Annotated in this window: 25 protein-coding genes; 4 read left to right on the top strand and 21 right to left on the bottom strand. The window is 68.9% G+C overall.

Going from position 1 to position 22,483, the window contains the following annotated elements:
* Positions 1–6: 6 nt before the first annotated feature.
* From BMX36_RS13830 to BMX36_RS13755, 16 genes are all read right to left on the bottom strand, one after another.
* The gene (locus tag BMX36_RS13830) at positions 7–2,130 is read right to left on the bottom strand and encodes a phage tail protein (protein WP_093066253.1); all 2,124 of its coding nucleotides are present in this window, start codon (positions 2,128–2,130) and stop codon (positions 7–9) included.
* On the bottom strand, positions 2,130–2,525 hold the full coding sequence (locus tag BMX36_RS13825; RefSeq protein ID WP_093066251.1) for a hypothetical protein: 396 nt from the start codon (positions 2,523–2,525) through the stop codon (positions 2,130–2,132). The genes BMX36_RS13830 and BMX36_RS13825 overlap by 1 nt, the downstream gene beginning before the upstream one ends.
* Positions 2,522–3,322, bottom strand: a complete 801-nt coding sequence (locus BMX36_RS13820) for a DUF2163 domain-containing protein (protein WP_093066249.1) — start codon at positions 3,320–3,322, stop codon at positions 2,522–2,524. Before BMX36_RS13820 ends, BMX36_RS13825 begins: the two co-directional genes overlap by 4 nt.
* A complete protein-coding gene (locus tag BMX36_RS13815; protein WP_093066247.1) occupies positions 3,319–5,583 on the bottom strand; it encodes a DUF2460 domain-containing protein in 2,265 nt (754 codons plus the stop codon). The genes BMX36_RS13820 and BMX36_RS13815 overlap by 4 nt, the downstream gene beginning before the upstream one ends.
* Position 5,584: 1 nt before the next feature.
* Positions 5,585–6,151 (bottom strand): tail tape measure protein, encoded by a 567-nt coding sequence (locus BMX36_RS13810; protein WP_093066245.1) that lies wholly within the window; start codon positions 6,149–6,151, stop codon positions 5,585–5,587.
* On the bottom strand, positions 6,144–6,338 hold the full coding sequence (locus BMX36_RS13805) for a phage tail assembly chaperone (RefSeq protein ID WP_093066243.1): 195 nt from the start codon (positions 6,336–6,338) through the stop codon (positions 6,144–6,146). The genes BMX36_RS13810 and BMX36_RS13805 overlap by 8 nt, the downstream gene beginning before the upstream one ends.
* Positions 6,335–6,658, bottom strand: coding sequence for a gene transfer agent family protein (locus BMX36_RS13800; protein ID WP_093066241.1), 324 nt, complete (start codon positions 6,656–6,658; stop codon positions 6,335–6,337). Before BMX36_RS13800 ends, BMX36_RS13805 begins: the two co-directional genes overlap by 4 nt.
* Positions 6,655–7,062, bottom strand: a complete 408-nt coding sequence (locus BMX36_RS13795; RefSeq protein WP_093066459.1) for a phage major tail protein, TP901-1 family — start codon at positions 7,060–7,062, stop codon at positions 6,655–6,657. Before BMX36_RS13795 ends, BMX36_RS13800 begins: the two co-directional genes overlap by 4 nt.
* A 2-nt stretch (positions 7,063–7,064) precedes the next feature.
* Complete coding sequence (locus tag BMX36_RS13790; protein ID WP_177179144.1) at positions 7,065–7,493, bottom strand: tail completion protein gp17; 429 nt, start codon at positions 7,491–7,493, stop codon at positions 7,065–7,067.
* The gene (locus BMX36_RS13785) at positions 7,490–8,059 is read right to left on the bottom strand and encodes a head-tail connector protein (RefSeq protein WP_093066457.1); all 570 of its coding nucleotides are present in this window, start codon (positions 8,057–8,059) and stop codon (positions 7,490–7,492) included. The genes BMX36_RS13790 and BMX36_RS13785 overlap by 4 nt, the downstream gene beginning before the upstream one ends.
* Before the next feature lie 61 nt (positions 8,060–8,120).
* On the bottom strand, positions 8,121–9,137 hold the full coding sequence (locus BMX36_RS13780) for a phage major capsid protein (protein ID WP_371262900.1): 1,017 nt from the start codon (positions 9,135–9,137) through the stop codon (positions 8,121–8,123).
* Between the two features lie 102 nt (positions 9,138–9,239).
* Positions 9,240–9,623, bottom strand: a complete 384-nt coding sequence (locus tag BMX36_RS13775) for an HK97 family phage prohead protease (protein WP_371262898.1) — start codon at positions 9,621–9,623, stop codon at positions 9,240–9,242.
* Positions 9,611–9,919, bottom strand: a complete 309-nt coding sequence (locus BMX36_RS13770) for a DUF6127 family protein (RefSeq protein WP_093066237.1) — start codon at positions 9,917–9,919, stop codon at positions 9,611–9,613. Before BMX36_RS13770 ends, BMX36_RS13775 begins: the two co-directional genes overlap by 13 nt.
* Complete coding sequence (locus BMX36_RS13765) at positions 9,916–11,019, bottom strand: phage portal protein (RefSeq protein WP_093066453.1); 1,104 nt, start codon at positions 11,017–11,019, stop codon at positions 9,916–9,918. Before BMX36_RS13765 ends, BMX36_RS13770 begins: the two co-directional genes overlap by 4 nt.
* Positions 11,020–11,189: 170 nt before the next feature.
* Positions 11,190–12,491, bottom strand: coding sequence for a DNA-packaging protein (locus BMX36_RS13760; RefSeq protein WP_093066235.1), 1,302 nt, complete (start codon positions 12,489–12,491; stop codon positions 11,190–11,192).
* Positions 12,488–13,180 (bottom strand): hypothetical protein, encoded by a 693-nt coding sequence (locus tag BMX36_RS13755; protein ID WP_218142171.1) that lies wholly within the window; start codon positions 13,178–13,180, stop codon positions 12,488–12,490. Before BMX36_RS13755 ends, BMX36_RS13760 begins: the two co-directional genes overlap by 4 nt.
* 219 nt (positions 13,181–13,399) lie before the next feature.
* On the opposite strand from BMX36_RS13755, the gene BMX36_RS13750 reads away from it, so the two are divergent.
* Entirely contained in the window at positions 13,400–14,626 is a 1,227-nt protein-coding gene (locus BMX36_RS13750) for an NAD(P)/FAD-dependent oxidoreductase (RefSeq protein WP_093066231.1), read from the top strand.
* Between the two features lie 180 nt (positions 14,627–14,806).
* On the opposite strand, the gene lpdA is transcribed toward BMX36_RS13750, so the two are convergent.
* Positions 14,807–16,201, bottom strand: a complete 1,395-nt coding sequence (lpdA, locus tag BMX36_RS13745) for a dihydrolipoyl dehydrogenase (RefSeq protein ID WP_093066229.1) — start codon at positions 16,199–16,201, stop codon at positions 14,807–14,809.
* A gap of 93 nt (positions 16,202–16,294) precedes the next feature.
* Between lpdA and BMX36_RS13740 the strand changes: the two genes are divergently transcribed.
* On the top strand, positions 16,295–17,527 hold the full coding sequence (locus BMX36_RS13740) for an acyl-CoA dehydrogenase family protein (RefSeq protein ID WP_093066227.1): 1,233 nt from the start codon (positions 16,295–16,297) through the stop codon (positions 17,525–17,527).
* 229 nt (positions 17,528–17,756) lie between these two features.
* On the opposite strand, the gene BMX36_RS13735 is transcribed toward BMX36_RS13740, so the two are convergent.
* The 3 genes from BMX36_RS13735 to BMX36_RS13725 all read right to left on the bottom strand — a co-directional run bounded on the left by BMX36_RS13735 (position 17,757) and on the right by BMX36_RS13725 (position 19,525).
* Entirely contained in the window at positions 17,757–18,335 is a 579-nt protein-coding gene (locus BMX36_RS13735) for an opacity protein (protein ID WP_093066225.1), read from the bottom strand.
* A 147-nt stretch (positions 18,336–18,482) separates the two neighbouring features.
* Positions 18,483–18,854 carry a tRNA-binding protein gene (locus tag BMX36_RS13730; RefSeq protein ID WP_093066223.1) on the bottom strand — a complete coding sequence of 124 codons (372 nt, stop codon included), beginning with the start codon at positions 18,852–18,854 and terminating at the stop codon, positions 18,483–18,485.
* Positions 18,854–19,525 (bottom strand): glutathione S-transferase family protein, encoded by a 672-nt coding sequence (locus BMX36_RS13725; protein ID WP_066778278.1) that lies wholly within the window; start codon positions 19,523–19,525, stop codon positions 18,854–18,856. The genes BMX36_RS13730 and BMX36_RS13725 overlap by 1 nt, the downstream gene beginning before the upstream one ends.
* 138 nt (positions 19,526–19,663) lie before the next feature.
* Between BMX36_RS13725 and BMX36_RS13720 the strand changes: the two genes are divergently transcribed.
* Together BMX36_RS13720 and BMX36_RS13715 are read left to right on the top strand one after the other, a co-directional pair.
* Complete coding sequence (locus BMX36_RS13720) at positions 19,664–20,509, top strand: enoyl-CoA hydratase-related protein (protein ID WP_066778280.1); 846 nt, start codon at positions 19,664–19,666, stop codon at positions 20,507–20,509.
* Between the two features lie 83 nt (positions 20,510–20,592).
* Complete coding sequence (locus tag BMX36_RS13715; RefSeq protein ID WP_177179142.1) at positions 20,593–21,630, top strand: sensor histidine kinase; 1,038 nt, start codon at positions 20,593–20,595, stop codon at positions 21,628–21,630.
* Between the two features lie 55 nt (positions 21,631–21,685).
* Here the strand turns inward: BMX36_RS13715 and BMX36_RS13710 are convergent, their stop codons facing one another.
* Positions 21,686–22,459, bottom strand: coding sequence for a class II aldolase/adducin family protein (locus tag BMX36_RS13710; RefSeq protein ID WP_066775651.1), 774 nt, complete (start codon positions 22,457–22,459; stop codon positions 21,686–21,688).
* Positions 22,460–22,483: the final 24 nt, after the last annotated feature.

The following is a 22,483-nucleotide window of genomic DNA, read 5'->3' as shown; positions in this document are numbered from 1 at the left end:
CTTTCGTCAGAGGTGCAGCGTTGCCGCTTCGGATAGGCCGTGGGTCCCGATCTGCTGCACCGCGACATGAACGGGGGCGCCGCCGATTGCCGCCAGCGGCGTTGCGAGATGCGGATCGCCGGTCACCAGCGTGGTGCGCCCGCCCGCCGCGTCGATCGTAACCTGATATCCCTCGCGTTCTTCGATCAGCGCCGCATCGACGCCATCGCGCCAGCGCCAGTCGGCGCGGCTGCGACGCCGCCACGTACAGTGCAGGACATGGTCGATGATGCGGCCGGTCAGGTGCACCGGCGCGGGCGGGACCAGGGAGCGCCCGGTCAGCCGGCATATCGCCTCTGCCGGCTGCGCGTCGCCAACGCCATTCGCCATCACCAGCACCGGCTGCGTCAGGGCGGCGTCGGCCGGAAAGCTTACAACACTGTTACCGTCGAGCAACACGAACGGAGCGTCATCGTGCAACAGGTTTCCCGACGTGCCGAACTTGCCGCGACGCAGCAGCGTGAGGCGCCAGGTTCGCTCCCCTAGTTTGGCCGCCTCGCCGAACTGCAGAAGCTCCTCCCCGACCAACGCTAGATTGGCACCCGCGTCGAGCGCACCTGCATCCGCCGCCCTCAGATGCATGCCCCCATGCGCCAGCTCGACCTCCAGGTTGTGGACGCGGTCGATCAAGGTGCTTGGCGCTGGTCCGCACGGGCTGATGACGCGGCCGATCACGCCAGGCGCAGCGGTGGCGCCGGCGGCGGTCCAGCTCGCCCCGCCATCCAGGCTGTAGTGCAATGCCGCGCGTCGCCAGCCGGGCGATGTTCCAGCGGCGACCACTGCAACCCGCGGGCGCGAGGCGTATTCACCCGAAAGGTCCGGCAATTCGGCCGCGTGAATAACAGTGCTTCCGGCCGGCGCATCCGCTTCGCGCAGCAGCCGTCCGCCACTCGCGCTGGTCGGCAACGGCGGCGGTGCCAGCGCCACCAGATCCAGCGTCACGCCAAAGCGTTCCACCGCGACCGCTACGACGCGCCAGGCGGCGCCTTGCGCCTCGCCCTCGATCGCGATCACGGCCCCCGGCGCGATGTCGATCGCGGATGCGTCGAGCACCAACTGGCAGCGCGTACGCCCGGCCTCAGCCCGCGCCAGCATGGCGGTGGCAATCGTCTTCGCCGCCGATGCGGAGATCGCGGCGGGCAGCTCGATGGTGGCGGCGGCATCGCCCGCGCCGGGCCGCACCGCGCGCTGCGCGCCCGCCTGCCAGTCACGCGCCGGATCATAATGGGAGACGAGCATGGATCGCGGCACGCGCTCGGCCGGTGCCAGGCGGCGCGATCGTCCGTCGTCCGGCACGGTGCGTGTCGGAGCCGTGTCCGCCCGCATCGATACGCCGTGGCCTGCCGGCGCAAACCAGGCGCCTGACACCTCGGCCAGCGTCTCGATCACGCCGCGCGCACTGTCGCCATAGGCCGAAAAGCCGTCGAGAAGCTGCTGCGGCCCCGCGCCCGTCAAGGCACCGCCGCCAAGCGCATGCGCGATGCTGCCGACCGACACCGGCCCTGCATCGGCGATCACCTCGAAGGTGAGCGAGGGAATGCGGTTGCCAAATTGCTCCAGCGGCAGGTTCTCGAACACGGCATAGGCAAGCCCGCGATACGCCGGCGCGAGGTCCAGCCCCTCGGCGCTCGCGATCATCGGGTCGGGCGCCTGTTCCTCGTCGCCGTGGTACAGGCGAAATCCCGTTGCGACCTTCCAGTCGCCGGCCGCTCCGCGCAGCAGGTTTCCATCCGCCCAGATGCGCCCGACATCAAGGATCGGGCGGCTGGAAAGAGCGACGGCGAAGCTTGCGGAATAGGAGAAGCTGGTAAGGCTCGGCTGCCCCTTTCCGCCGCCCTGCTGCTGCCGGTGCTCCACCAGGTCCGCCGCCCAGATCACCTGCCCCGCCACCCGCATCCGCCCGAACAGTTGCGCGATCGGCTGGCCGTAACTCGACGTCTGCACCGACAATTCGGTCAGCCGCGGCCCCTGCCGTCCCTTGGGCTTGAACAGGACGTTTCGGTCGACGGCCTGCCCGATCATGCCGCCAAGTGCGGCGCCGATCGGGCCGCCCACCAGCCCGCCGACGGTTGTCAGCACCAGAGTTGCCATCAGCTTTCCCCTATTCGCCAGGCCATGAGCACGGGCCAGGGCAGCGCCCCCGGTCGCTCCACCACGCGCCTCAGCCCCGCATCGGCATGTACGACGCCGGCAGGCGTGCGGACCGCGAGGTGCAGCTGGCGCGGCCCTGCCAGGCAGAGCAGCACGTCGCCGGGGCGGCTCCCGTCCGCGTCCGCCAGCCCGGCCCAGCATGATCGATAGCGCGCGGCATCGCCGCATCGCAGGCCATAGCCCGCCGGCACCGGCCCTTCATGGCCGCCCGCCGTCAGGGACAGGGCCACCACGCCGACGCAGTCGAGGCCGCTCTCCGGATCGCGCCCCTGCAAGCGGAACGGCACGCCGACGGCCGCCTGCGCCGCCGCCGCCACGCGATCTGCCGGGCTCATGCGCCGGGATATCGCGTCAGCAGGTCGATACCCGGCAGATAAGGCTCGCCGCGAAAATTCGCGACATTGGCGAACCGTGCGCGGCAGGTGGCAACGCTCTTGTCGCAGCCTTCGGTGATCTCCACCAAAGTGCCCGGCGCAACCGGAAACGCGGGGGTCATCCGCAAGGTCAGCATGGCACCGGCCGACTGGCTGATCGCGCCCTCCAGCCCGCGCCCCTCCCCGCTCATCCAGCGCAGCCGTCCGCCGCCATAGGCATCCGGCGTCGGCTCCACGCTATCCAGCGTCAGCGTCATGCCACTCACCTCCTGCACTCGGGCGAGGCGCCGCCGGCCCGCCATCGGCACACGGCACCGCCGATCCCCCAGCGCGGCGCGACACTCCGCGCTGGTTTCCTCCGTAACCGCTCGCTCAAGAGCCGCGGCAGGACCGCGCAATTGCGCCGTGAAGCCGCGATCGTCGATCTCGATCTCGCCAATGGTTCCGCCGCTCAACACGCTCGGCGCGCCGCCCGCGCTCCAGTCAGCCACCGCCACGGTGATGCGGGCGCCGTCCCATCGACCCGCGAGCAGATCGCGCTCGGTGACGGCCGCATGGGTCAACGCCCCGCTCGCCTCGGTCACGGCGGGGTCCAGCCCGTCGCCGCGCTCTATCGCCGCCGGTGTCATCCCGGGCGCCGCGCGATACACGCGCCCGTCGATCACCAGATCGCGATCATGGTCGGTCAGCCCGATCGTCACGCCGTCACGCCGCTCCAGCAACCAGAGCAGCGCCAGAGTCGTCAGCCGGTCGCTCATGCCTCGCGCACCTCGATCAGCGGAACGGAAGGCGCGGCGCCCGCCAGGAACGTGGCGCGCGATACGGTCAGCCGGTCCTCCGCAAAGCGCACCGGCACGTCGAAGGCGAAGCTTGCCGTTACCGCCACGCCCGCTCCAGGCGGCACGTCAAGCACGACGATGCCGAGCGGCTCCAGCGAAAAGCCCTGCGTCGCCGCGCCGTTCAGTCTCACCACCAGCGTGCCGGCGACCGGCCGGGTGATCCGCCGCGCCGCGCCGCCATAATGTTTCACCAGGTCGAACCGGCGGTTGATGCCATCGCCCGCCCCGATCGCCTCGTCGTTCGCTTCGGCGTCAAACGGATCGCGCAGGCGAAATGCCCGCGCCGGGCCTCGTTGTGCGCGAAAGAAGCCGATCAGCGTCGCAATATCCGCCTCGCTGCGCACCCCCGGCCCCGCATCATAACGGGTGCGCGCTTCCGCCCAGCTCGCGTTGCGGCTTTCGTGCCCGCCAGCGCCCGTCATCACCGCCGTGGAAAACTCCGGCGTCACCTCCGCCTCCGCTCCCAGCGCCAGCGGGAACAGCACATCATCGAACGCGTCCACCGCATCCTCCCCCTCTTCCAGCGATCCCCAGTGTACGAAGCCGTCGCGCATCACCTGCGGCAGCGCCCAGACATGAACACCGCGCACCCCGCGCCCCAGCGCCGTCACGGCCGCCGCATCGATCGCGCGCCACTGCGCCCTGTCGCTCGGCCGCAGGACGAAGCCGCTGAGGTAATCCTGCCGCTCCGGCGGATAATTCAGCCGCGCCTCGGCCAGCGCCACCCCATCGCGCGTCGATGCCGTGTCGCCGGCCGTGACCCAGTCGTAATCCTCCAGCTGAAGCACATCGAATGCCGGGCTGGCCCAGCCCAAAGGCATGTTCATCCGCTTGGCCTCGGGCGCGCGTGCGTCGAGCACGGTCGGCAGATAGGTGAGCAGGTGCGTTTCGCAGCCCGGATGATCCTCGCGGACGGCCGCGCACAGCGCCGCCGTCGATGCCGCCAGCATCGCGCCCGCCGCATCCAGCGTGGCACGCTGCTCCCCTGAAAGGACACCTCGGACGGTCGGGATCGGCACCGGGTCGAACGCCGCCACGGCTTGGGCATCATACAGGCACGGCTGCCCGTCCGCCGTCACCCACCACCACGGCTCCCCCACCTGGAACCGGGGCGCAAGGCCCGCCGCGGTGCCGATCGCCACAAAGGCGCGCGCGATCGTCTGGAGATAGGCCATCGCCGCTTCATTGGCGGGGGACAGCAAGGTGGAGGGCGGCTCCCACCCGGTCAGCGCCGGCGCACCGTCCGCCCGCCGCTGCTTCCAATCTTCCGGGCAGTGCGCGTCGAACAACTCGTAGGACAGCGACCAGATCACGTCCTGGCCCAGCGCCTGCGCCTGTTCGGCGAAGGAGCGATGCCACGCCTGACACGGCAGGTTCAGCCCGTCCGCCACCTTGAGCATGCCATTGAGCCGGAAATAATGGCTCATGCCCACATAATGGACGATCGCCCCGCGATAGCCGAGGTGAAGCACGTTGCGCAGCAGCCGTGCCGGCGTCAGGTGATAACTGTCGTCATAGCCGCTCGCGATCTTCAGCGCATGTTCCGGCAGCACCGCATCCCCGATGCCGATCACCGATCCCGGCCCGGTGCACCGGATCTCGCTCAGCTCGGCCCAGCCCTCTGCCAGCGCCTCGAGCATGGCGTCGCTCCCGTCATAGTCCGGCGCCACCAGAGAAATGAACATGCGATCCACGTCGCCCGCCCACACCGGATCCGCCTCGTCCGGCAGCAGGAATCCGCCGGTCACATCGGCGAAATCGATCGTGATCAGCGCATCGTTCGGCGTGCCCAGGGCATAATTCCACAACCGCACATACCAGGATCGCGGCAGGCCGGACGCGTCCCGCCCCTCGATCGTCAGCACCGGGCCATGTCGCGCATCCAGCGCCCGCACACCGGCCGATCGCCAGCGAAACAACAGGCGGCATGTTCGGAAGTCCCGCTCCGTGTCATAGGCGAGCAGCGGATGGTCGTGCCGGTCCTCCGCCTCCCAGATCAGGCCGGCGAGATCGCTCTTGCGGTAAAAGGCGCAGTCCACGCGCAGCGCATCGGGCGCGATGGTCGTCACGGCCGCCATCGTCGGGCGCGGAAAGTTGACCGTCCAGAAACGTGGGTCGAACCGCGAGATCACGTCCGATACGTGATGCGGCTGACGCTGCGGCACCAGGCAATGCGCCATGTCAGTCCTCCATGCCGGCAAGCGCCGCCTTCACCGCACGCGCCACCTGGCGACTGGAGCGTGCCAAAGCGGCCGGGGCCGCGTCGCTCGCGGCATTCACGTTGATCGTCACACGCACGTCGCGGCTGCTGCCGGTGGGCGTCGGCAGCACCGTCCCGCTGGCGGTCGGCACGAACAATTCCGGTCCGCGCTCACCCACCCAGAACGGGCGGCCAGGAGAGACCGGGCCCCCGGTCGCCCTGCCCGGTGCGCCCAGCGCGGCGAGCAGCGCTTGGGTGATGCCGCCGCCAGCCGGCGCCACATTGCCCAGCAGACTGCCGATCCCTGCCCGGAGCGCGTTGCTGGCGATGTCGCCAAGCGCCGACAGTGCGACATTGCGCAGATCCTCGAACCCCAGCTTGCCCGTTCGCACGGCCCGCGCCAGCGTCGTCTCGATCGCTCGTCCGGCGCGCTCCGCTCCCGCACCCAGCGGCCCTTCCAGTGCCGCGCGCATTTCCGCCACGTCACGGGCAAAGCCGGCGGTGTCGGCGCGCACGCTCACCACCGTGCGCTCCCAATCGTCATCCATCAGGAAAAGCCTCCTTCAACCGGGCGATCGTGCCGGCATCCGGCACCGCGATCGGATCTTGCGCGGTAAGCGCGCGGACCAGCGCGCCCAGTTCGGCCGGCGTGGCCCGCCAAAAGGCGTCCGGGGCCCAGCCGAACGCCACGCCGGCGCAGCCTGCCAGCCGCGCGGCACTCTCGGCGAAGGTCATCGCCCCGCCAGTATCTGCCCCAGCAGCACCTTCAGCGCGGGCAGCGCGGCGGTCAGTCCCTGCGCCGCCACCGCATCGCCAAACGCATCGCGCGTCAGCGCCTCCGGCCGATCGCGCAGGCAGTGCCAGAACAGCGCCACCATCTCACCAAGCGCCAACCGCCCCTCGGCGGCCCGCTCGACCAGCGCGAACAGCGGCCCCAGTTCGGTTTCGGCAGCAACCAGCGCCGCGAAGCTCGGCCGCAGCACCAGCGCTTCGCCACCGATCCGTATGGCCGCCTCGCCGCGCGCGGCATTGGCGACATGCTGCGTCCCGCTCATGCCGCCACCACCGGGCCGGAGCTCTCAAGGTTCACCGTGTAGCTGCGCTCACCGTTGAAATCCCCGGCATAGTCCAGCCGCGTCACCAGGAACCGGCCGGTCAGCATCTCCCCGCTCTCGAAGCTCAGCCGGTAATCGTCGATCGTGCCGGCCAGCGCATTGTTCTTCACCCGCGTCTCTGCCGCCGATCCGGTGAACACACCCGCCGCCGACACGCTGACGCTGCGCACGCCCGCGCCGGACAGCAGGTCGCGCCAGCCGCCCGATCCCTTGTGCGTCACCACCACTGCCTCGCCGTTGATGCTCAGCTGCGTCGTGCGCATGCCCGCCACTGTCGCGAATGCCGGCGTCGCCGCGCCGTCGCCTACCTTCAGCAGGAAGGCCGAACCTTTCTCCACCGCCATCGTCATCCCTCCCGATACAATTTGACCGCAAATTCCCGCGTCGCCGTCCAGCGATCCCCGACACCACCGCTGCTGCCGCCGCCGCTGCGTTGTGTCCGGCCGCCAAGCAGCCGCACCGCCACCACGCGCCACCCCTCCCCGATGTCACCCGCCAGCGCCGTCGCGGCGCCTTCAACAGCGGCGCTCGATGCGCGCAGCCGCGCCGGCCGCTCGCCCGCATCGTGCAGCACGATGCGCACGCGCCCCTCGCGCCCGTCGATGCCCGTTCCGCCCCAGCGCGCGAGCACCGCATCCTCCACCACGGCATAAGGCAGCGCCCCGCGCACCGGCGGCGCGTCGAACGCCCTCGCCACCCCCTGAACCGCCGCCAGCAGCGCGGCCTGCAACAACACGGCCGGCTCCCCTGCCCCGCTCATCGCCCCCCCGCTCATTGCCCCCTTCCCCATTGATGGGCCTCTGCCATCAGGCGCATTCGCCGGTACGGCCGCCACAACGCCGCCACCGCCGCCGGCGGCGCGCGGCCTGCGTCACGGTCGTTGAACAGATGCGCGATCAGCATCGCCACGCCCTGCGCCAGCGGCGGCGGCAGCGCGGCCCAGGTCGCCCCCAGACCGGCGGTGTAGCTAACGGCCACCCGCCCCGCCGCGCCGGCCGCAATCACCCGCACCCAGCCGCGCGCATCCGCGTCGACATCCACGGCATAGACGCTCGGGGGCAGCACGAAGGGCGCACCCTCCGCCGGCAGACCGGTCATCCCGCCGATCGCCACCACTGGCGCCGCCGCCAGCAGCTGCCAGCCCTGCGTGGTGGCGGGCAGCACATCCTCCACCGTTCGCGTCACCAGCAATGTGCCGGTGAACGCCTCCGCCAGCGCGATCGCGCTCGCGGCCAGGCGCTCCAGCAGCGCCTGTTCCGCCTCTCCCTCCAGCCGCAGATACGCGCGCGCCTCCCCCACCGCCGCGGCGATCGCGGCGGGCGACACCCCCGAAACCGTCATCATCCTCTCCCTTTCGCGCACCAGACGCCCCTCCCGCTTCGTGGGAGGGGCGAAGGAAGGATCACGACGCGGCGAACTTCATCACCTTGATTGCCTCGCTGTTCGAAACGCAGCCACCCACGCGCTTGGTGGCGTAGAAGCTGACAAACGGTTTGTTGGTGTAGGGATCGCGCAGGATCGCCGTCTCGCTGCGCTCCGCGATCAGATATCCGGCCTTGAAGTTGCCGAAGGCGATTGCCGGCGCGTTGGCCGCGATATCGGGCATGTCCTCCGCCTCGATCACCGGATAGCCGAGCAATGTCGCCGGCTGCCCCGCCGCCAGGCTCGGCTGCCACACAAAGGCGCCGTCGCTGGTCTTGAACTTGCGGATGCGCGCCAGCGTGGCCGCGTTCATCACGAACACCGCGCCCTGGCGATAGGGTGCGCGCAGCGACTGGACCAGGTCGATCAGTCGTTCCTGCGGGTTGCTGCCAAAGTCACCCGCTGCGCCTGACAGGATATGCTGCAGCGTGCCGAACGGGCGCGTCGTATCGCCGGTCGCCGCCGTCGCCTGCTGCAGGAAACCCTTTGGCCGGTTGGTGCCATTGCCGCTCACGAAGGCCGCGCCTTCCGCCTTGGCGAATTCCGCCGCAATCTCGCCTGCCAGCCATTCCTCGACGTCGAAATGGGCGTCGTCCAGCATCGCCTGTGTCGCGGAGGGATTGGCGAACAGCTCGCCCATAGGCGGCGCGATCTCCACCATGATCGGCGTGCCCGTCTCGGCCCGGCCTTCGGTTTCCGCGGCCCAGCCCGATGGCGTGCCGCCCGTCGTCACCAGCTTGCGATAGCCGGCGCTGCCGACCTGCACGACATTGGCGATGCTGCGGATCGGCGACGCGGCCTTCAGCGTCGCGTCGATCACCGCATCAATCTCCTTCGGCACGGCATAGCCGCCCGCATCGCCCGTCACGCCGGAAAACGCCTTCATCTCCAGCACCGCGCCGCTGCGCACGAAGGCGCCGAACGCCGCGTCGCGCCCCGCGCCCACGATTGCCGACGCCCCGTCCAGCACCGGCCGTGCCATCATCATCTCACCCATGTTCTTCTCCCACGCGAAAAATCCTCCCCAAGCTCGCTTGGGGAGAGGGACCATCCGGCACATGCCGGATGATGGAGGGGCAGCGCCGCGCCGCCCGACCCTTCAGATCTCGATCACCGTCTCCACCCGGGCCGCCGCCTGCATCGGCACCGTCACCAGGCTCACCTCCGCCAGCGCGGCGCGCAGCACCTCGCGCCGCGCGCCCTGCCGTGCCGCCAGCGCGCGATAGCCCACCGAAAGACCGCGCAGCGCGCCGCACCGCGCCAGCCGCGCGACCTCCGGGTCCGTCACGCACGCCTCGATCCACAGCCCTCGCGCGTCCTCGCCGATTGCCCAGATCTCCCCCACCGGGCTGCCGCGATGCTGCATCAGCAATGGCACCGGCACGGCGTCGGCGAACACGCCCGCGCGAAACACGTCCCCCGCCCGGTCGACCCGGTCGAAGACCGCCGCATAGCCCTGGATCCGCAGGCTCAATTCACCCACTCCCCGAACCCCAGCTTCACCGCCATCAGCGCCAGGAACAGCGCCGCCGCCCAGCCGGCGAACGCCTTCCACGCGCTGCGCTTCGCATCGCGCCACGCGGTCAGCAGCTCGCGCAATTCCGCCAGGTCGCGCGATGCCGCATCGTCCGACAGGCCCAGCCGCGTGATCGCCCGCGTCGCGCCGAGCTCCCCCGCTTCCTCGGCGATCGCGCGCAGCGTCGCCATGTCCGCTCCCGCTGCCGCGCCCTGCGCGATCAGCTGCGCCAGAACATTTCCCGTTCCCGAAGAACTGGTCATTGCGCCCACCCCACCATCTGCCGCTTCTCGTCGGCGGAAATGAAATCGGCTGCGGACACCATCGCCCACAGCCGCTCACGATCCTCCACCAGGGCCGGCACGCGATCGGGATCGATCTCGATCCGCGCCTCGGGAAACCACGCCCGCAGCCCCGCCGCCAGCGCGCCGAACACCGCATCCGCCAGCGGCAGCACGGTCAGGCGCCACAGCGCCCGGTTCGCCTCGCGATAATTGGCGTAGGTCGCGTCGCCCGGCAGGCCGAGCAGCATCGGCGGCACGCCAAACGCCAGCGCGATCTCCCGCGCCGCCGCCGATTTCAGCCCCACGAAATCCATGTCGGCGGGCGACAGGCTCAGCGCCTGCCACTTTAGCCCGCCTTCCAGCAGCATCGGCCGTCCGGCATTGCCCGAACCGGCAAACCCCGCCTCCATCTCCTCGCGCAATCGGCGGAACTGCTCCGGCGACAGCGCGGAGCCATCGCCCGGGTCATAGACCAGCGCACCCGACGGCCGCGCCGCATTGTCGAGCAGCGCCTTGTTCCACTTGCCCGCCGCATTGTGCACCGCGATCGCGCCAGACGCTGCGCCCAGGCACCCCAGCCCGTAATGATCGTCCAGCGGGTGAAACCCCCGCACATGAATCACCGCGTCAGGCCCGAGGTCGCTCACCCGCCCGCCGACCGTATAGCGATAGCCGGCCGGCCAGCCGCCCGCGTCCAGCACCACGCTCACCCGCTCGGGACGCAGCGGATAGAGTTCCGCCACCGTCCCGTTCTCGTCGCGCAGCACCTGGATGAAGGCGTTGCCGTGCAGCAGCACTTGCGCCGCCACCACTTCCGCCAGCCGCCCGCCGCCGGCCCTGGCCGTGACAAGCGCCAGCAGCGCGGGATCGCTCGCGTCCAGCGGCGCGGATCCCACCGCCTCCGCCACCAGCCGCACCGCCCGCTGCGCCACCGCATTGCCAAGGTAACCGGCGCGCACCTGCGCATCATAACCGACCGGCCATTCGCCCTGCGCCACGCCGGGGCCCCACCGGGCTCCCGATTGCGACAGCGCCGGACGCGACGCGTCGCGCCCGGCCTTTGAGCCGAACCATTTCATGATCATCTCTCCCGAAAAAGCGCGTCCGAAGACGCCAGCTCAGGCGACCCGCCAGCCTCCCCCGAACCGTCATCCCAGCCCCGCGCCGGGCTCCAGCCCGCCCCGCCTGCTGCGCTCAGCCGATCAGGCGGGACACTCGCCACCCACCGGCACCGTCCGCCGCGCGTCCATCACAATGCCCGCACCCCCGCCGGCCCACGCGCGCCCAGCATCAGCTCGGTCATCGCCCACACCAGCGCATCCGCCCGATCCGGCGACCGCCCCGGTCCCTCGTAGCCGCCGCCCGTGATCAGCCCGCACAGCTCGTCCTCCAGCATCGGAAACACGCCCGCATGGCGCACGCGCCCCGCTTCGTAGAGCGCCGCCACCGGCTCCGCCCGGGCGACCTTGCCGCGGCTCGCATGGACCAGCCGCACCGGCAGCCGCATATCGGCCGCGCGAAGCACCGATCCCACCATCTCCCCGCCCTGGTTCGCTTCCGCGACGATCCGGTCAGCGCCATGCCGTGCCGCGCAGCCTGCCACCGCCTGTGCCCAGCCTTCGGGCGTGGCGCCGGTCACGCTGGCATCCTCGATCACATGGCCGACGCCATCCGCGCCCAGCCCCGCCGCCACGATCCCGCAGGCGTCGCCCCCCACGCCCGCCGGCGGATCGACCCCCACCACCACGCGCACCAGCACCGGCGCGGCCGGCACCCGGCAGGCCTCGATCGTCGCGCGCGTCCACAGCGCGCCCGCGACCGTCTCGATCATGTCGCCGTCCAGCTCCTGCCGGCCGAGCGCCGTCCCGCCATAGGTCTCGTTCATCGTGTCGACGAACGCCGCCGGCAGGTGGATATTGTCCCCCGTTCGCCCGGTCGTCTGGTGCAGCCCCGGCAGCGTCATCACCCGCCGCATCAGCGTGGTCGATCGCGGCGTGGTCGTCACCATCACGCGCGGCTGACTGCCCAGCCGCATGGTCATCATCAGATTGTCCCACGCTGCCTCGCCGCGCCGCCACTTGGCCAGCTCGTCACACCAGGCGGCGTGATGCTCTGGTCCGCGCAGCCCCTCGGGCGCATCCGCCGAATAGACCGTCGCCACCGCGCCGCCCGGCCAGCGTACCTCTCCCTTGCTCGCCGTCCAGACCGGCCGCACGTCCAGCCGCGCCGTCGCGATCACGCCGCTCGGCCCCTCCACCATCACGCGCCGCGCCTCTTCCGCCGTGGCGCCGACCAGCGCGATCCGCGCGCCGGGAACCTCGCGCGCGATCTCGTTGACCCACTCGGCTCCCGCACGCGTCTTGCCGAAGCCACGCCCCGCTCGGATCAGCCACACCCGCCAGTCCTTGTCCGGCCGATATTGCCCCCCGTGCGCAAACGTGTGCCAGCGCCCGGCCATCTCGACCTTCATCGGCACCGACATTTTCGCGATCACCCGGTCGCGCTTTTCCGGCGGCAGCAGCGCCAGTTCCAGTAGGAGATCGCGCTTCATGACGACTTCCCCCGCCGGGCCAGCCCGTCCAGCGCGCGCTTCAGCGCGGCGTCGGTTTCCGCCTCGGTCGGCATCTTGATCGGCAGAACCTCCGTCCGGCGCCCGCCACCGGACGCACGATGCCGCTGCAACATGCCGACCGCCAGTTGCAGGTCGCCGTTGCTCAGGCTTGCCCCGGCCGCCGCGCCCGCGATGCCGTCGATCTTGGTCAGCGCATAGACCAGCAGTGCATTCTCGAGCCGGTCGTAACCGATGTTCAGCGCCTCGTCCCACGCCGCGGCGAAGGCGGCATCCACGCTGCGCCAGCGATACACGGTCGCCATGGTTCGCCCCGCCGCCGCTGCCGCCAGCGACACGTTGCACGTTTCCGCCAGCACCTTCGCGAAACGCAGCTGGCGCAGCCGCGTGGTATGACCCGCAATGCGCTCGATCCCCCGCGCGCCGCCGGACAGCGCCGCCGCCATTTGGCTGTCGGTGGATGCCATGTCCTCAAGATCCTGCCCCGCCGACGTGTCCGCCTTTTGCGTGCAACCGTCGCTCGCCCCTGCTCGCCCTGCCCGCCCCGCCGTCCGCGCCGGTCGTCCGCTCGCCGCCTCATCAGCCGCGCGCTCACCCGTCACGCGGCTCTCTGCTCCCGCTGCGCCCTGCTGCATCGCGCCCTCTCCCCCGCTGCCCTGGACGCCCGCCACCGGACAGGCCCCCAAACGCCGACGGGCCGGGAACGACAGGGTTGCCCCCGCGCTCACCGGCCCGTCACCGCATCGAGCCGGCGGCGCTGCCCTCGCGCCTGCACTTCCTCGATGTTCCTGTTTTGTACCTAAAGAGCGTCGCGCTGTCAAGCGCCTTTCGCTTGCCCTTGTGCGCTCGCCTCGTCAGTGATCCCGCCGAACGGTTCTTGGGGAGGATCAATGAGCAGCTACGACGTGGTGATCGTTGGTGCGGGCCATGGCGGGGCGCAGGCTGCGATCGCGCTGCGCCAGGCCAAGTTCGAGGGCTCGATCGCGGTGGTCGGCGCCGAACCCGAACTGCCCTATGAGCGCCCGCCTCTGTCGAAGGAATATCTCGCCGGCGACAAGGCGTTCGACCGTATCCTGATCCGCCCGGCGGCCTTCTGGCAGGAGCGCAATGTCGACATGCTGCTCGGCCGCGAGGTCACCGCCGTCGATCCCGCCGCGCACATTGTCACCACCGCCGATGGCGAGAGGATCGGCTATCGCCACCTGATCTGGGCCACCGGCGGCAGCCCGCGCCGGCTCAGCTGCGCCGGCCATGATCTCGCCGGCGTCCACACCGTACGCACCCGCGCGGATGCCGATCGCATGATGGCGGAGCTTCCCGGCGTCACTCAGGCGGTCGTCATCGGCGGCGGCTATATCGGGCTGGAGGCCGCCGCCGTTCTCGCCAAGTTCGGCAAACAGGTCGTGCTGCTGGAGGCGCTCGACCGCGTCCTCGCCCGGGTCGCCGGTCCTGACCTGTCGCGCTTCTACGAGGCGGAGCACCGCGCGCATGGCGTCGACGTGCGCCTCGGCGTCGCGGTGGACTGCATCATCGGAGAGAACGGGCAGGCCAGCGGCGTGCGCCTCGCCGACGGCAGCGTCATCCCGGCGCAGCTCGTCATCGTCGGCATCGGCATCATTCCCGCGGTCGAGCCGCTGATCGCCGCCGGCGCGGCGGGCGGCAACGGGGTCGCGGTGGACGCGCAATGCCGCACCAGCCTGCCCGACATTTTCGCGATCGGCGACTGCGCGCTCCACGCCAATGCCTTCGCGGACGGTACCGAGATCCGGCTTGAGTCGGTGCAGAACGCCAATGACCAGGCCAACGTCGTCGCGAAGACGATCACTGGCCAGGACGCCGCCTACCACGCCGTTCCATGGTTCTGGTCCAACCAATATGACCTGAAGCTGCAGACGGTCGGCCTCTCGATCGGCCATGATGCCACCGTCCTTCGCGGCGATCCCGCGGCACGCAGCTTCTCGATCATCTACCTCAAGGCCGGCCGCGTCATCGCGCTCGACTGCGTCAACGCGGTCAAGGATTACGTCCAGGGCCGCAAGCTCGTCGAAACCGCCGCCACGCCCGATCCGGCCCGGCTCGCGGATGCGACGATCCCACTGAAGGAACTCACCGCCTGACGAGCAGGCGCGCACCTCACCCGAAAGCACCCGTCATCCCGGACTGATCCGGGATCCAACGTCCCGCACGCACCAACACACCTGGTGCGGCACAACGCCACCGCGGATCTGAAGGCTCGCGCAACAAAAAGGGGCGCCAGCGATGTCCGCCGGCGCCCCCTTTCTCATCCCGATAGTCGATCAGATGTGGATCGGCTTGCCCTGCACTGCCATCGCCGCTTCCTTCACTGCTTCCGAATGCGTCGGGTGCGCGTGGCAGGTGTAGGCAATGTCCTCGCTGGTCGCGCCGAACTCCATCGCCTGCGCCGCCTGGGCGATCATCGTGCCCGCGACGGTGGCGATGCACCATACGCCCAGCACGCGATCGGTCTTGGCGTCGGCGATCACCTTCACGAAGCCGTCGGGCTCATGGTTGGTCTTGGCGCGGCTGTTGGCCATCATCGGGAACTTGCCGACCTTCACCTCGCCCTTTTCCTTCGCGGCCTCCTCGGTCAGGCCGACGCCCGCGACTTCCGGCCAGGTGTAGACCACCGACGGGATCACATCATGGTTCACGATGCCATGCTGCCCGGCGATATTCTCGGCGACGGCAATGCCCTCGTCCTCGGCCTTGTGCGCCAGCATCGGGCCGGGGATCACGTCGCCGATCGCCCATACGCCGGCCACTGACGTACGGAAATCATGATCCGTCCCGATCTGCCCGCGGTTGTTGAGCTCCAGCCCGATCTTCTCCAGCCCGAGCCCCTCGACGTTGGGCTTGCGCCCGATCGACACCAGCACGCAATCCGCATCGATCGTCGACGCTTCGCCGCCCGCGGCCGGCTCGACGGTCAGCGTCGCCTTGCCACCGTCGACGGCAACGCTCGTCACCTTGGTCGACAGCTTGAACTCGATCCCCTGCTTCTTGAAGATCTTGTTGGCTTCCTTGCGCACGTCGCCGTCGAAACCCGGCAGGATCTGGTCGAGGAACTCGACGCACGTCACCTTCGCGCCCAGTCGCCGCCAGACGCTGCCCAGCTCCAGCCCGATTACGCCGCCGCCGATCACGACCATATGTTCCGGCACCTTGGGCAGCTCCAGCGCGCCGGTCGAATCGACCACCACCTGCTGGTCGATCGTCACACCCGGCAGCGGCGTCACGCTCGAACCGGTGGCGATCACCACGTTCTTCGCCGTCACCTTCTGCTCGCCGACGCTGACGGTGTGCGCATCCTCGAAGCTGGCGCGGCCCTTCAGCCACGTCACCTTGTTCTTCTTGAACAGGAATTCGATGCCCCCGGTCAGCCCCTTCACCGAGTCGCGACGCTGCGCATGCATCGCCTCAAGGTCCAGTTCCGGCGTCACCTTGATGCCCATCTTGGCCATCGTGCCGTTCGCTGCCGCATCGAAATATTCGCTCGCGTGCAGCATCGCCTTGGACGGGATGCACCCGACGTTGAGGCAGGTGCCGCCCAGCGTCTCGCGGCTTTCCGCGCACGCCACCTTCAGGCCAAGCTGCGCCGCCCGGATCGCCGCGACATAGCCGCCCGGACCGGCACCGATCACGAGAACGTCATAATCGAATTCGTCAGCCATCGGGTGCACTCGCCTTGCGGATATGGGAAACGGCTGCGACATAGACCCTCATGACGGGGGTGCAACCCCGCGAAGGACATAAGGAGAGGCCGAATGGACCTGAAGTGGAGCCCGGAGGAACAGGCGTTCGAGGCGGAAGTCCGTGATTTCCTGCAAACCAGCCTCACCCCCGATCTTCAGCGCGCCGGTCGCCTCTCCACCAGCGTCTATGCCGATCACCACGCCAGCATGAAGTGGCAGGAGATCCTGGTCGCCAAAGGCTGGGCCGCGCCGCACTGGGCGCCCGAGCACGGCGGCACCGACTGGACGGTCGCGCAGCACTACATCTGGAATCGTGAGCGAATCGCCGCCGGCGCCCCGGGCCTCTCGCCGATGGGCATTTCGATGGTGGCCTATGTCATCATGAAATACGGCACGCCCGAACAGCAGCAGTTCTTCCTCCCCCGCATTCTCTCGGGAGAGATCTTCTTCTGCCAGGGCTATTCCGAGCCTGGCTCCGGCAGCGACCTCGCCAGCCTGCAAACCAGCGCGGTCAAGGACGGCGACGATCTCATCATCAACGGCCAGAAAGTGTGGACCACCCACGCCAGTGAGGCGAACTGGATCTTCGCCCTCGTCCGCACGTCAAAGGAAGGTCGCCCGCAACAGGGCATCACCTTCCTCCTCATCGACATGACGACGCCGGGTGTCGAGGTCCGCCCCTTCACCATGTCTTCGGGCGAGCAGATCCAGAATGCTGTTTTCTTCACCGACGTGCGCGTGCCCAAGGCGAACGTCATGGGAGAGATCGACCGCGGCTGGAGCGTCGCCAAATACCTCCTCGAATTCGAACGCGGCGGCAACGCCTATGCCCCCGCATTAAAGGCGCGCGCCGACGCGATTGCCCGTCACGCCGCGGAGACGATCGGCAGCGACGGCCGGCCACTGATCGACGATCCCGTCTTCGCCACCAAGCTCGCGCGCGCGCGCATCCGCGCCGACGTGCTGGAAATCATGGAACTGCGCCTGCTCTCCGCCGCCGACGGTGACGGCAGCGTCGGCGCTTTGTCGTCGATGATGAAGATCATGGGCACCGAACTCGCCGGCACGCTCACCGAACTGACGATGGAAGCCGCCGGCGACCGCGGCCTCGTCTATCAGCCCCACGCCACCATGCCGGGCGGCCCCGTCCCGCGTCACACACCGCCGGCGGACGGCTACGTGTCGGGCGAGGAATGGCACGCCCTCGCGCCGCTGCGCTACATGAACGAGCGCGCCGGCCCGATCTACGCCGGCTCCAACGAAATCCAGCGCAACATCATCGCGAAACAGGTGCTGGGGCTTTAGGCGACGGCGCCAAACCCACCTCCGTCATTCCCGCGAAGGCGGGAATCCATAGACGCTGCCGCCGCTTGCTCTCACGACGGCCAGCGTTTCTGGATCCCCGCCTCCGCGGGGATGACGGTCGACAAAGAAAGTTGCGCCCGCCGCGTTCGCCAATCGACCTTGCTCGGCCCCAACAAAAAAAAGGCCCCGGCAATCGCCGGAGCCCCTCTCTTTCACCGATCGCAACCGATCAGAAGTGCCCGACGATACCAATCATCGGCCGCACCGATTCAAACTCGCCCTGCGTGGAGACTTCGGCGCGGAAGCGGATGCCTTCCTTCTTGACCAGGCCATCAAGGCCGATCGCCGAAGGACCGAACTCGCCGCCGATGCCGTAGGAGATGTCGCCAAAGTCACGGCTGTCGGGGCCATAGCGGTCGAAGTTCGTCCACATATAGCCCGCCTTGACGTAGATCAGACCGGTTTCGCCGGCACGCGCACCGACCCGGCCGTGCACGCCATATTGCCAGTCGATGTCGCCGGTGAAGCCCTTCGCGGCATTGCCTTCGACGCCCACGAAGAAACCACCGAGCGGCACGTTGACACCCGCGACGCCCTCGACCAGCCCGCCCTTCAGGCGATCGCCGCGCACCGACGGGGGGATGCCGCCGCCCGGGTTGCTCTCGAAACCTTCATATCCGCCCATCACGCCGACATAGGGGTCGATCCCGAACGCACGCGAACCGTCGGTGGTGGTGTCCTGCGCAGATGCGGCGGCGGCGGGGAACACAAACGCGGCGGCAACGGCCGCCATAAGCAACTTCTTCATAACGATACCTTTTACAAGGCCGCGTGTGATGCGCGGTCCGGGGTTCGAACCCGCGTCGCTCCGGCTTGTTGCCCGCCGGGCGAAGTAAAATGATTGTGTTGCGTCGCAGCAACAGTCAGCGGCGGGCTGCCAAGCGGCCCTTGCTGGCTAGAACAGGCGCCCGCCGTCCGGCACTTTCATCACCGGCGCGGCCAGCACCACCTTGCCCGTCTCATCAGGAAATCCCAGCGTCAGTACCTCGCTCATCACCGGCCCGATCTGCCGCGGCGGGAAATTCACCACCGCCATCACCTGCTGGCCGACGAGCTGCTCGACGGCATGATTTTCCGTGATCTGCGCCGACGATTTCTTGCGCCCGATCACCGGCCCGAAATCGATCACCAGCTTCAACGCCGGCTTGCGCGCCTCGGGAAAAGGCTCGGCGGAAACGATGGTGCCGACACGTATGTCAACCTTCAGAAAATCGTCAAAGGCGATCGTTTCGGCGGCCGGGGCGCTGGCGTCAGGCGTGGCGTGCATCAGAAATCCGGGTTCTCGTAATAGTTCGGCGGCTCGATCCCGCTCATCCGCTCGGCCAGAAGCGGGCGGAAGCTGCGACGGCTCTTGAACGCCGAATACCATGCCTTGGCATGGGTATGCCCGGACCAGTCGATCCCACCCAGGTAGTCCGCCACCGAAATATGTGCCGCCGCGGCGAGGTCGGCGAGGCTGATCGTCGCGCCCGCCATCCATTTGCGATGATCCAGCAGGTAATCGATGTAATCGAGGTGCCCGATCGCTGACTTCATTGCTTCGCGCAGCCGCGCCGCATTGGGCGACTGGCGCAGCACCAGCCGCTTCACCATGCGTTCCTCGATCAGCGGCTGGCTGACGTCGCGATAGAATTGCGAATCGAACCACGCGACCAGGCGCCGGATCTCGGCGCGATTCGCCGCCGATCCGTTGATCATCGCCGCGCGATCCACCGTTTCCTCAAAATATTCGCAGATCGCCATCGAATCGATCAGCACGGTGCCGCGCTCGCCATCGACCATCACCGGCGTCTGCCCGGCGGGGTTCATGTCGAGGAACTCGTCCCGCCGCGTCCACGGGATCTCCCGTACCAGCTCATAGCCGACGTCCTTCTCGCCCAGAAGGATGCGAACCTTGCGCGTGAAGGGGCACAAGGGAAATTGGTAGAGCTGCCACATGCCCCCTCGTTAAGCTGCGCGGGCGATAGGGGAAAGCCGCTTTGGCGATGCCGGCGCACCGCATGGCGCATGGCGGCGGGACAGGTTATGCGCTGGAGAAAGCGGACGCATCATGATCCGCGAGCCAAGGAGAGGCAGATGACCTTTGAACAGATCCGCTTCACGATCGACGGGCCGATCGCGACGATCATGCTCGCCCGTCCCGACAAGCTGAACGCCTATACCGCGGTGATGGGCGCCGAACTTGCCGAAGCAGTGCGCAAGGCGGGCAAGGAGGAAAAGGTCCGCGCCATCATCCTGACGGGCGAGGGCCGCGGCTTTTGTGCCGGCGCGGACATCTCGGGCGGCGCCGACAGCTTCGGCAGCGGCGGTCCCAATTTCGCCGCTGAGGGCAAGCCGCGCCAGGACGGCGGCGGCTTCGTGGGCGCCTTGTTCGACAGCCCCAAGCCGGTCATCGCCGCGATCAACGGTGCTGCGGTCGGCGTCGGCGCGACGCTCACCCTGCCGTGCGACATCCGCATCGCTGCGGACAGCGCGCGCTTCGGCTTCGTCTTTGCCCGCCGCGGCCTGGTGCCGGAGGCGGGCAGCGCCTGGTTCCTGCCGCAGATCGTGGGGCTCCCCCAGGCGCTGCGCTGGTGTCTTTCCGGCAAGATCTTCGACGCAGCCGAGGCGCTGTCCGGCGGACTCGTCAGTGAGGTCGTGCCCGCCGACAGGCTGCTGGAGAAGGCGCAGGAAATCGCGCTAGAAATCGCCGAGAACACCGCCCCCGTCTCCATCGCGCTCACCCGGCAGATGCTGTGGCGCTTCGCAGGAGAGGCATCGCCGACCGCCGCGCTGAAGGTGGATGGCGGATTCGCTATGGCACTGGGCGCCGGCCCGGACGTCCGCGAAGGGGTTGCGGCCTTCCTGGAAAAGCGCGCGCCGGCCTTTCCCGGCCGGATCACGCGGGACATGCCGCCCGGCTATCCGTGGTGGGGCCATTGATCGGTCCTGCCGCCTAAGCGCCTGCGAACACGGCGGTCCTCCCTCTCGACCTGAATGGCTTTGCCCTCTAATGCTTGGCGAAGGTGGATCGCCCACCTTCGCTTCAAGGGTCTTTTCTGCCGCTAGATCGCCTTCCGCTCACTGTTCGTCCGCCCGCCGCATGGGCGGCAACAGGTGTCGCTGTCGGCGTCGCGTTCTGGATCCGCCATGCCGCGGATGGCACGCTGCCGCCCGGTTTTCCGTTCCTCACCTTCTTCCCCGCCGTGATCCTGGTGTCGGTGCTGTTCGGCGCGCGCTACGGGTCGGCGGCCGCTGCATTGGGTGGGCTTCTCGCCTGGTATTTCTTCATCCCGCCGAGAAACGCGTTCAATCTCGATCTCGGCTCGCTTTCGGCGATGGGCTTCTACACGCTGGTCGTGGCCACCGATGTGCTGATCATCCACTGGATGCAGCGCGCCAACGGTCACCTGGCGCAGGAACGCGAGCGGAGCGCAGCGCTGGCCCGCACCCGCGCGCTGCTATTCGATGAGCTGCAGCACCGCGTCTCGAACAATCTGCAGGCGGTTGCCGGGCTTCTGGCGCTGCAGCGACGCCGCCTCGCCGATCCCCTGGCTGCGGCCGCGCTGGCCGAGGCCTCCCAGCGGGTCGCGCTGATCGGGCGGATCAGCCGCCGGCTCTACGATGCCGATGAAAGCGGCAAGGATCTTGCCGCCTTCCTGACGGCATTGCTCGACGATGTGGTGGAAGCGAACGGCCGCAGCGACATTGCGCGCCGGGTCGATTGCCCGTCCGACCTGCGCCTCTCGATGGAACAGGCGCTGCCCGTGGCGCTGGTCGTGGCGGAATCGATCGCCAACGCGATCGAGCACGGCCTACCTGATCATCGTGCCCCCGCCATCGCCATTGAAGTGCGTGCCGCTGGCGGGCAGCTCAGCATCAGCGTTGTCGACAACGGCGGCAGGCTGTCCGCCGACTTTTCCGCCGAGGGCATCAGCAGCCTGGGGCTTTCCATCGCGACCATGCTCGCCCGGCAGACGGGCGGAAGCTATGATGTTTTGGGCGGCCCCCAGACCCGAGCCTGCCTCACCCTGCCACAGGTCGAGGCGCGGCGGATCGAATAGCCCCGCCGCCCGCCGCCTGACGAGCGGCGCGGCGGACTGAGCGGGGCCGCCGCGCTCAGTTGCGGAAGCTGGGATCGATCCGGTCGAGCTTGCGCAGCAGCGCCGGCCACGCCAGCTTCTCGGCCAGCTTGCCCATCCCCGCCGGTGCGCTCTGCCCGGCAACCTTCTCCTCCACGCCCTGCGGCGGGTTGTTGAGGTTCTCGCGCCCGGCAGACAGCATCAGCACCTGCGCCTCGCACGCGCGCTCCAGGAAGTAGAGCCGAAGAAAACACGCGCCGACGCTCTCGCCCACCGCCAGCGTGCCATGGTTGCGCAGGATCATCGCGTGCTTCTCGCCGAGATCCTGCACCAGCCGCTCGCGCTCATCCAGGTCGGTCGCGATGCCTTCATAGTCATGATAGGCGACATTGTGCTGCGCGATCATCGCCGTCTGGGTGTGCGGGAGGAGGCCGAACTCCATCGCGCTCACCGCCTGGCCGTGCGGCGTATGGAGGTGCATCACCGCCGCCGCATCCTCGCGCGCCATGTGGATCGCGGAGTGGATCGTGAAGCCCGCCGGGTTCACCGGATGGTCGGTATGGCCGACCGGATTGCCCTCCACGTCGATCTTGACCAGCGACGAGGCGGTGATCTCCTCGAACATCATGTCGTACGGGTTGATGAGGAAATGATGCTCCGGCCCCGGCACGCGGGCCGAAAGATGGGTGAAGATCAGGTCGTCCCAGCCGTACAGCGCGACAAGGCGATAGGCGGCGGCGAGATCGACCCGCGCCTCCCACTCGCCGGGGGCATATTGGTTGGTATTGTCGACCGATGCCAGCGTGGCCATGTCTCTCTCCATTCTCGTGATTTG

It is taken from the genome of Sphingomonas sp. OV641, from assembly GCF_900109205.1.
Lineage (GTDB): Bacteria > Pseudomonadota > Alphaproteobacteria > Sphingomonadales > Sphingomonadaceae > Sphingomonas.
This window is presented reverse-complemented; position numbering and strand designations above follow the sequence as displayed.

Excerpts from the sequence above, each read along its gene's own strand:
- BMX36_RS13810 (WP_093066245.1), bottom strand. The coding sequence starts at position 6,151 with ATGGATGACGATTGGGAGCGCACGGTGGTGAGCGTGCGCGCCGACACC.
- BMX36_RS13825 (WP_093066251.1), bottom strand. The coding sequence starts at position 2,525 with ATGAGCCCGGCAGATCGCGTGGCGGCGGCGGCGCAGGCGGCCGTCGGC.
- BMX36_RS13820 (WP_093066249.1), bottom strand. The coding sequence starts at position 3,322 with ATGAGCGACCGGCTGACGACTCTGGCGCTGCTCTGGTTGCTGGAGCGG.
- BMX36_RS13740 (WP_093066227.1), top strand. The coding sequence starts at position 16,295 with ATGGACCTGAAGTGGAGCCCGGAGGAACAGGCGTTCGAGGCGGAAGTC.
- lpdA (WP_093066229.1), bottom strand. The coding sequence starts at position 16,201 with ATGGCTGACGAATTCGATTATGACGTTCTCGTGATCGGTGCCGGTCCG.
- BMX36_RS13725 (WP_066778278.1), bottom strand. The coding sequence starts at position 19,525 with ATGTGGCAGCTCTACCAATTTCCCTTGTGCCCCTTCACGCGCAAGGTT.
- BMX36_RS13730 (WP_093066223.1), bottom strand. The coding sequence starts at position 18,854 with ATGCACGCCACGCCTGACGCCAGCGCCCCGGCCGCCGAAACGATCGCC.
- BMX36_RS13760 (WP_093066235.1), bottom strand. The coding sequence starts at position 12,491 with ATGAAGCGCGATCTCCTACTGGAACTGGCGCTGCTGCCGCCGGAAAAG.
- BMX36_RS13735 (WP_093066225.1), bottom strand. The coding sequence starts at position 18,335 with ATGAAGAAGTTGCTTATGGCGGCCGTTGCCGCCGCGTTTGTGTTCCCC.
- BMX36_RS13790 (WP_177179144.1), bottom strand. The coding sequence starts at position 7,493 with ATGAGCGGGGGGGCGATGAGCGGGGCAGGGGAGCCGGCCGTGTTGTTG.
- BMX36_RS13800 (WP_093066241.1), bottom strand. The coding sequence starts at position 6,658 with ATGAGCGGGACGCAGCATGTCGCCAATGCCGCGCGCGGCGAGGCGGCC.
- BMX36_RS13780 (WP_371262900.1), bottom strand. The coding sequence starts at position 9,137 with ATGGGTGAGATGATGATGGCACGGCCGGTGCTGGACGGGGCGTCGGCA.
- BMX36_RS13795 (WP_093066459.1), bottom strand. The coding sequence starts at position 7,062 with ATGGCGGTGGAGAAAGGTTCGGCCTTCCTGCTGAAGGTAGGCGACGGC.
- BMX36_RS13830 (WP_093066253.1), bottom strand. The coding sequence starts at position 2,130 with ATGGCAACTCTGGTGCTGACAACCGTCGGCGGGCTGGTGGGCGGCCCG.
- BMX36_RS13785 (WP_093066457.1), bottom strand. The coding sequence starts at position 8,059 with ATGACGGTTTCGGGGGTGTCGCCCGCCGCGATCGCCGCGGCGGTGGGG.
- BMX36_RS13765 (WP_093066453.1), bottom strand. The coding sequence starts at position 11,019 with ATGAAATGGTTCGGCTCAAAGGCCGGGCGCGACGCGTCGCGTCCGGCG.
- BMX36_RS13815 (WP_093066247.1), bottom strand. The coding sequence starts at position 5,583 with ATGGCGCATTGCCTGGTGCCGCAGCGTCAGCCGCATCACGTATCGGAC.
- BMX36_RS13710 (WP_066775651.1), bottom strand. The coding sequence starts at position 22,459 with ATGGCCACGCTGGCATCGGTCGACAATACCAACCAATATGCCCCCGGC.
- BMX36_RS13720 (WP_066778280.1), top strand. The coding sequence starts at position 19,664 with ATGACCTTTGAACAGATCCGCTTCACGATCGACGGGCCGATCGCGACG.
- BMX36_RS13805 (WP_093066243.1), bottom strand. The coding sequence starts at position 6,338 with ATGACCTTCGCCGAGAGTGCCGCGCGGCTGGCAGGCTGCGCCGGCGTG.
- BMX36_RS13770 (WP_093066237.1), bottom strand. The coding sequence starts at position 9,919 with ATGACCAGTTCTTCGGGAACGGGAAATGTTCTGGCGCAGCTGATCGCG.
- BMX36_RS13750 (WP_093066231.1), top strand. The coding sequence starts at position 13,400 with ATGAGCAGCTACGACGTGGTGATCGTTGGTGCGGGCCATGGCGGGGCG.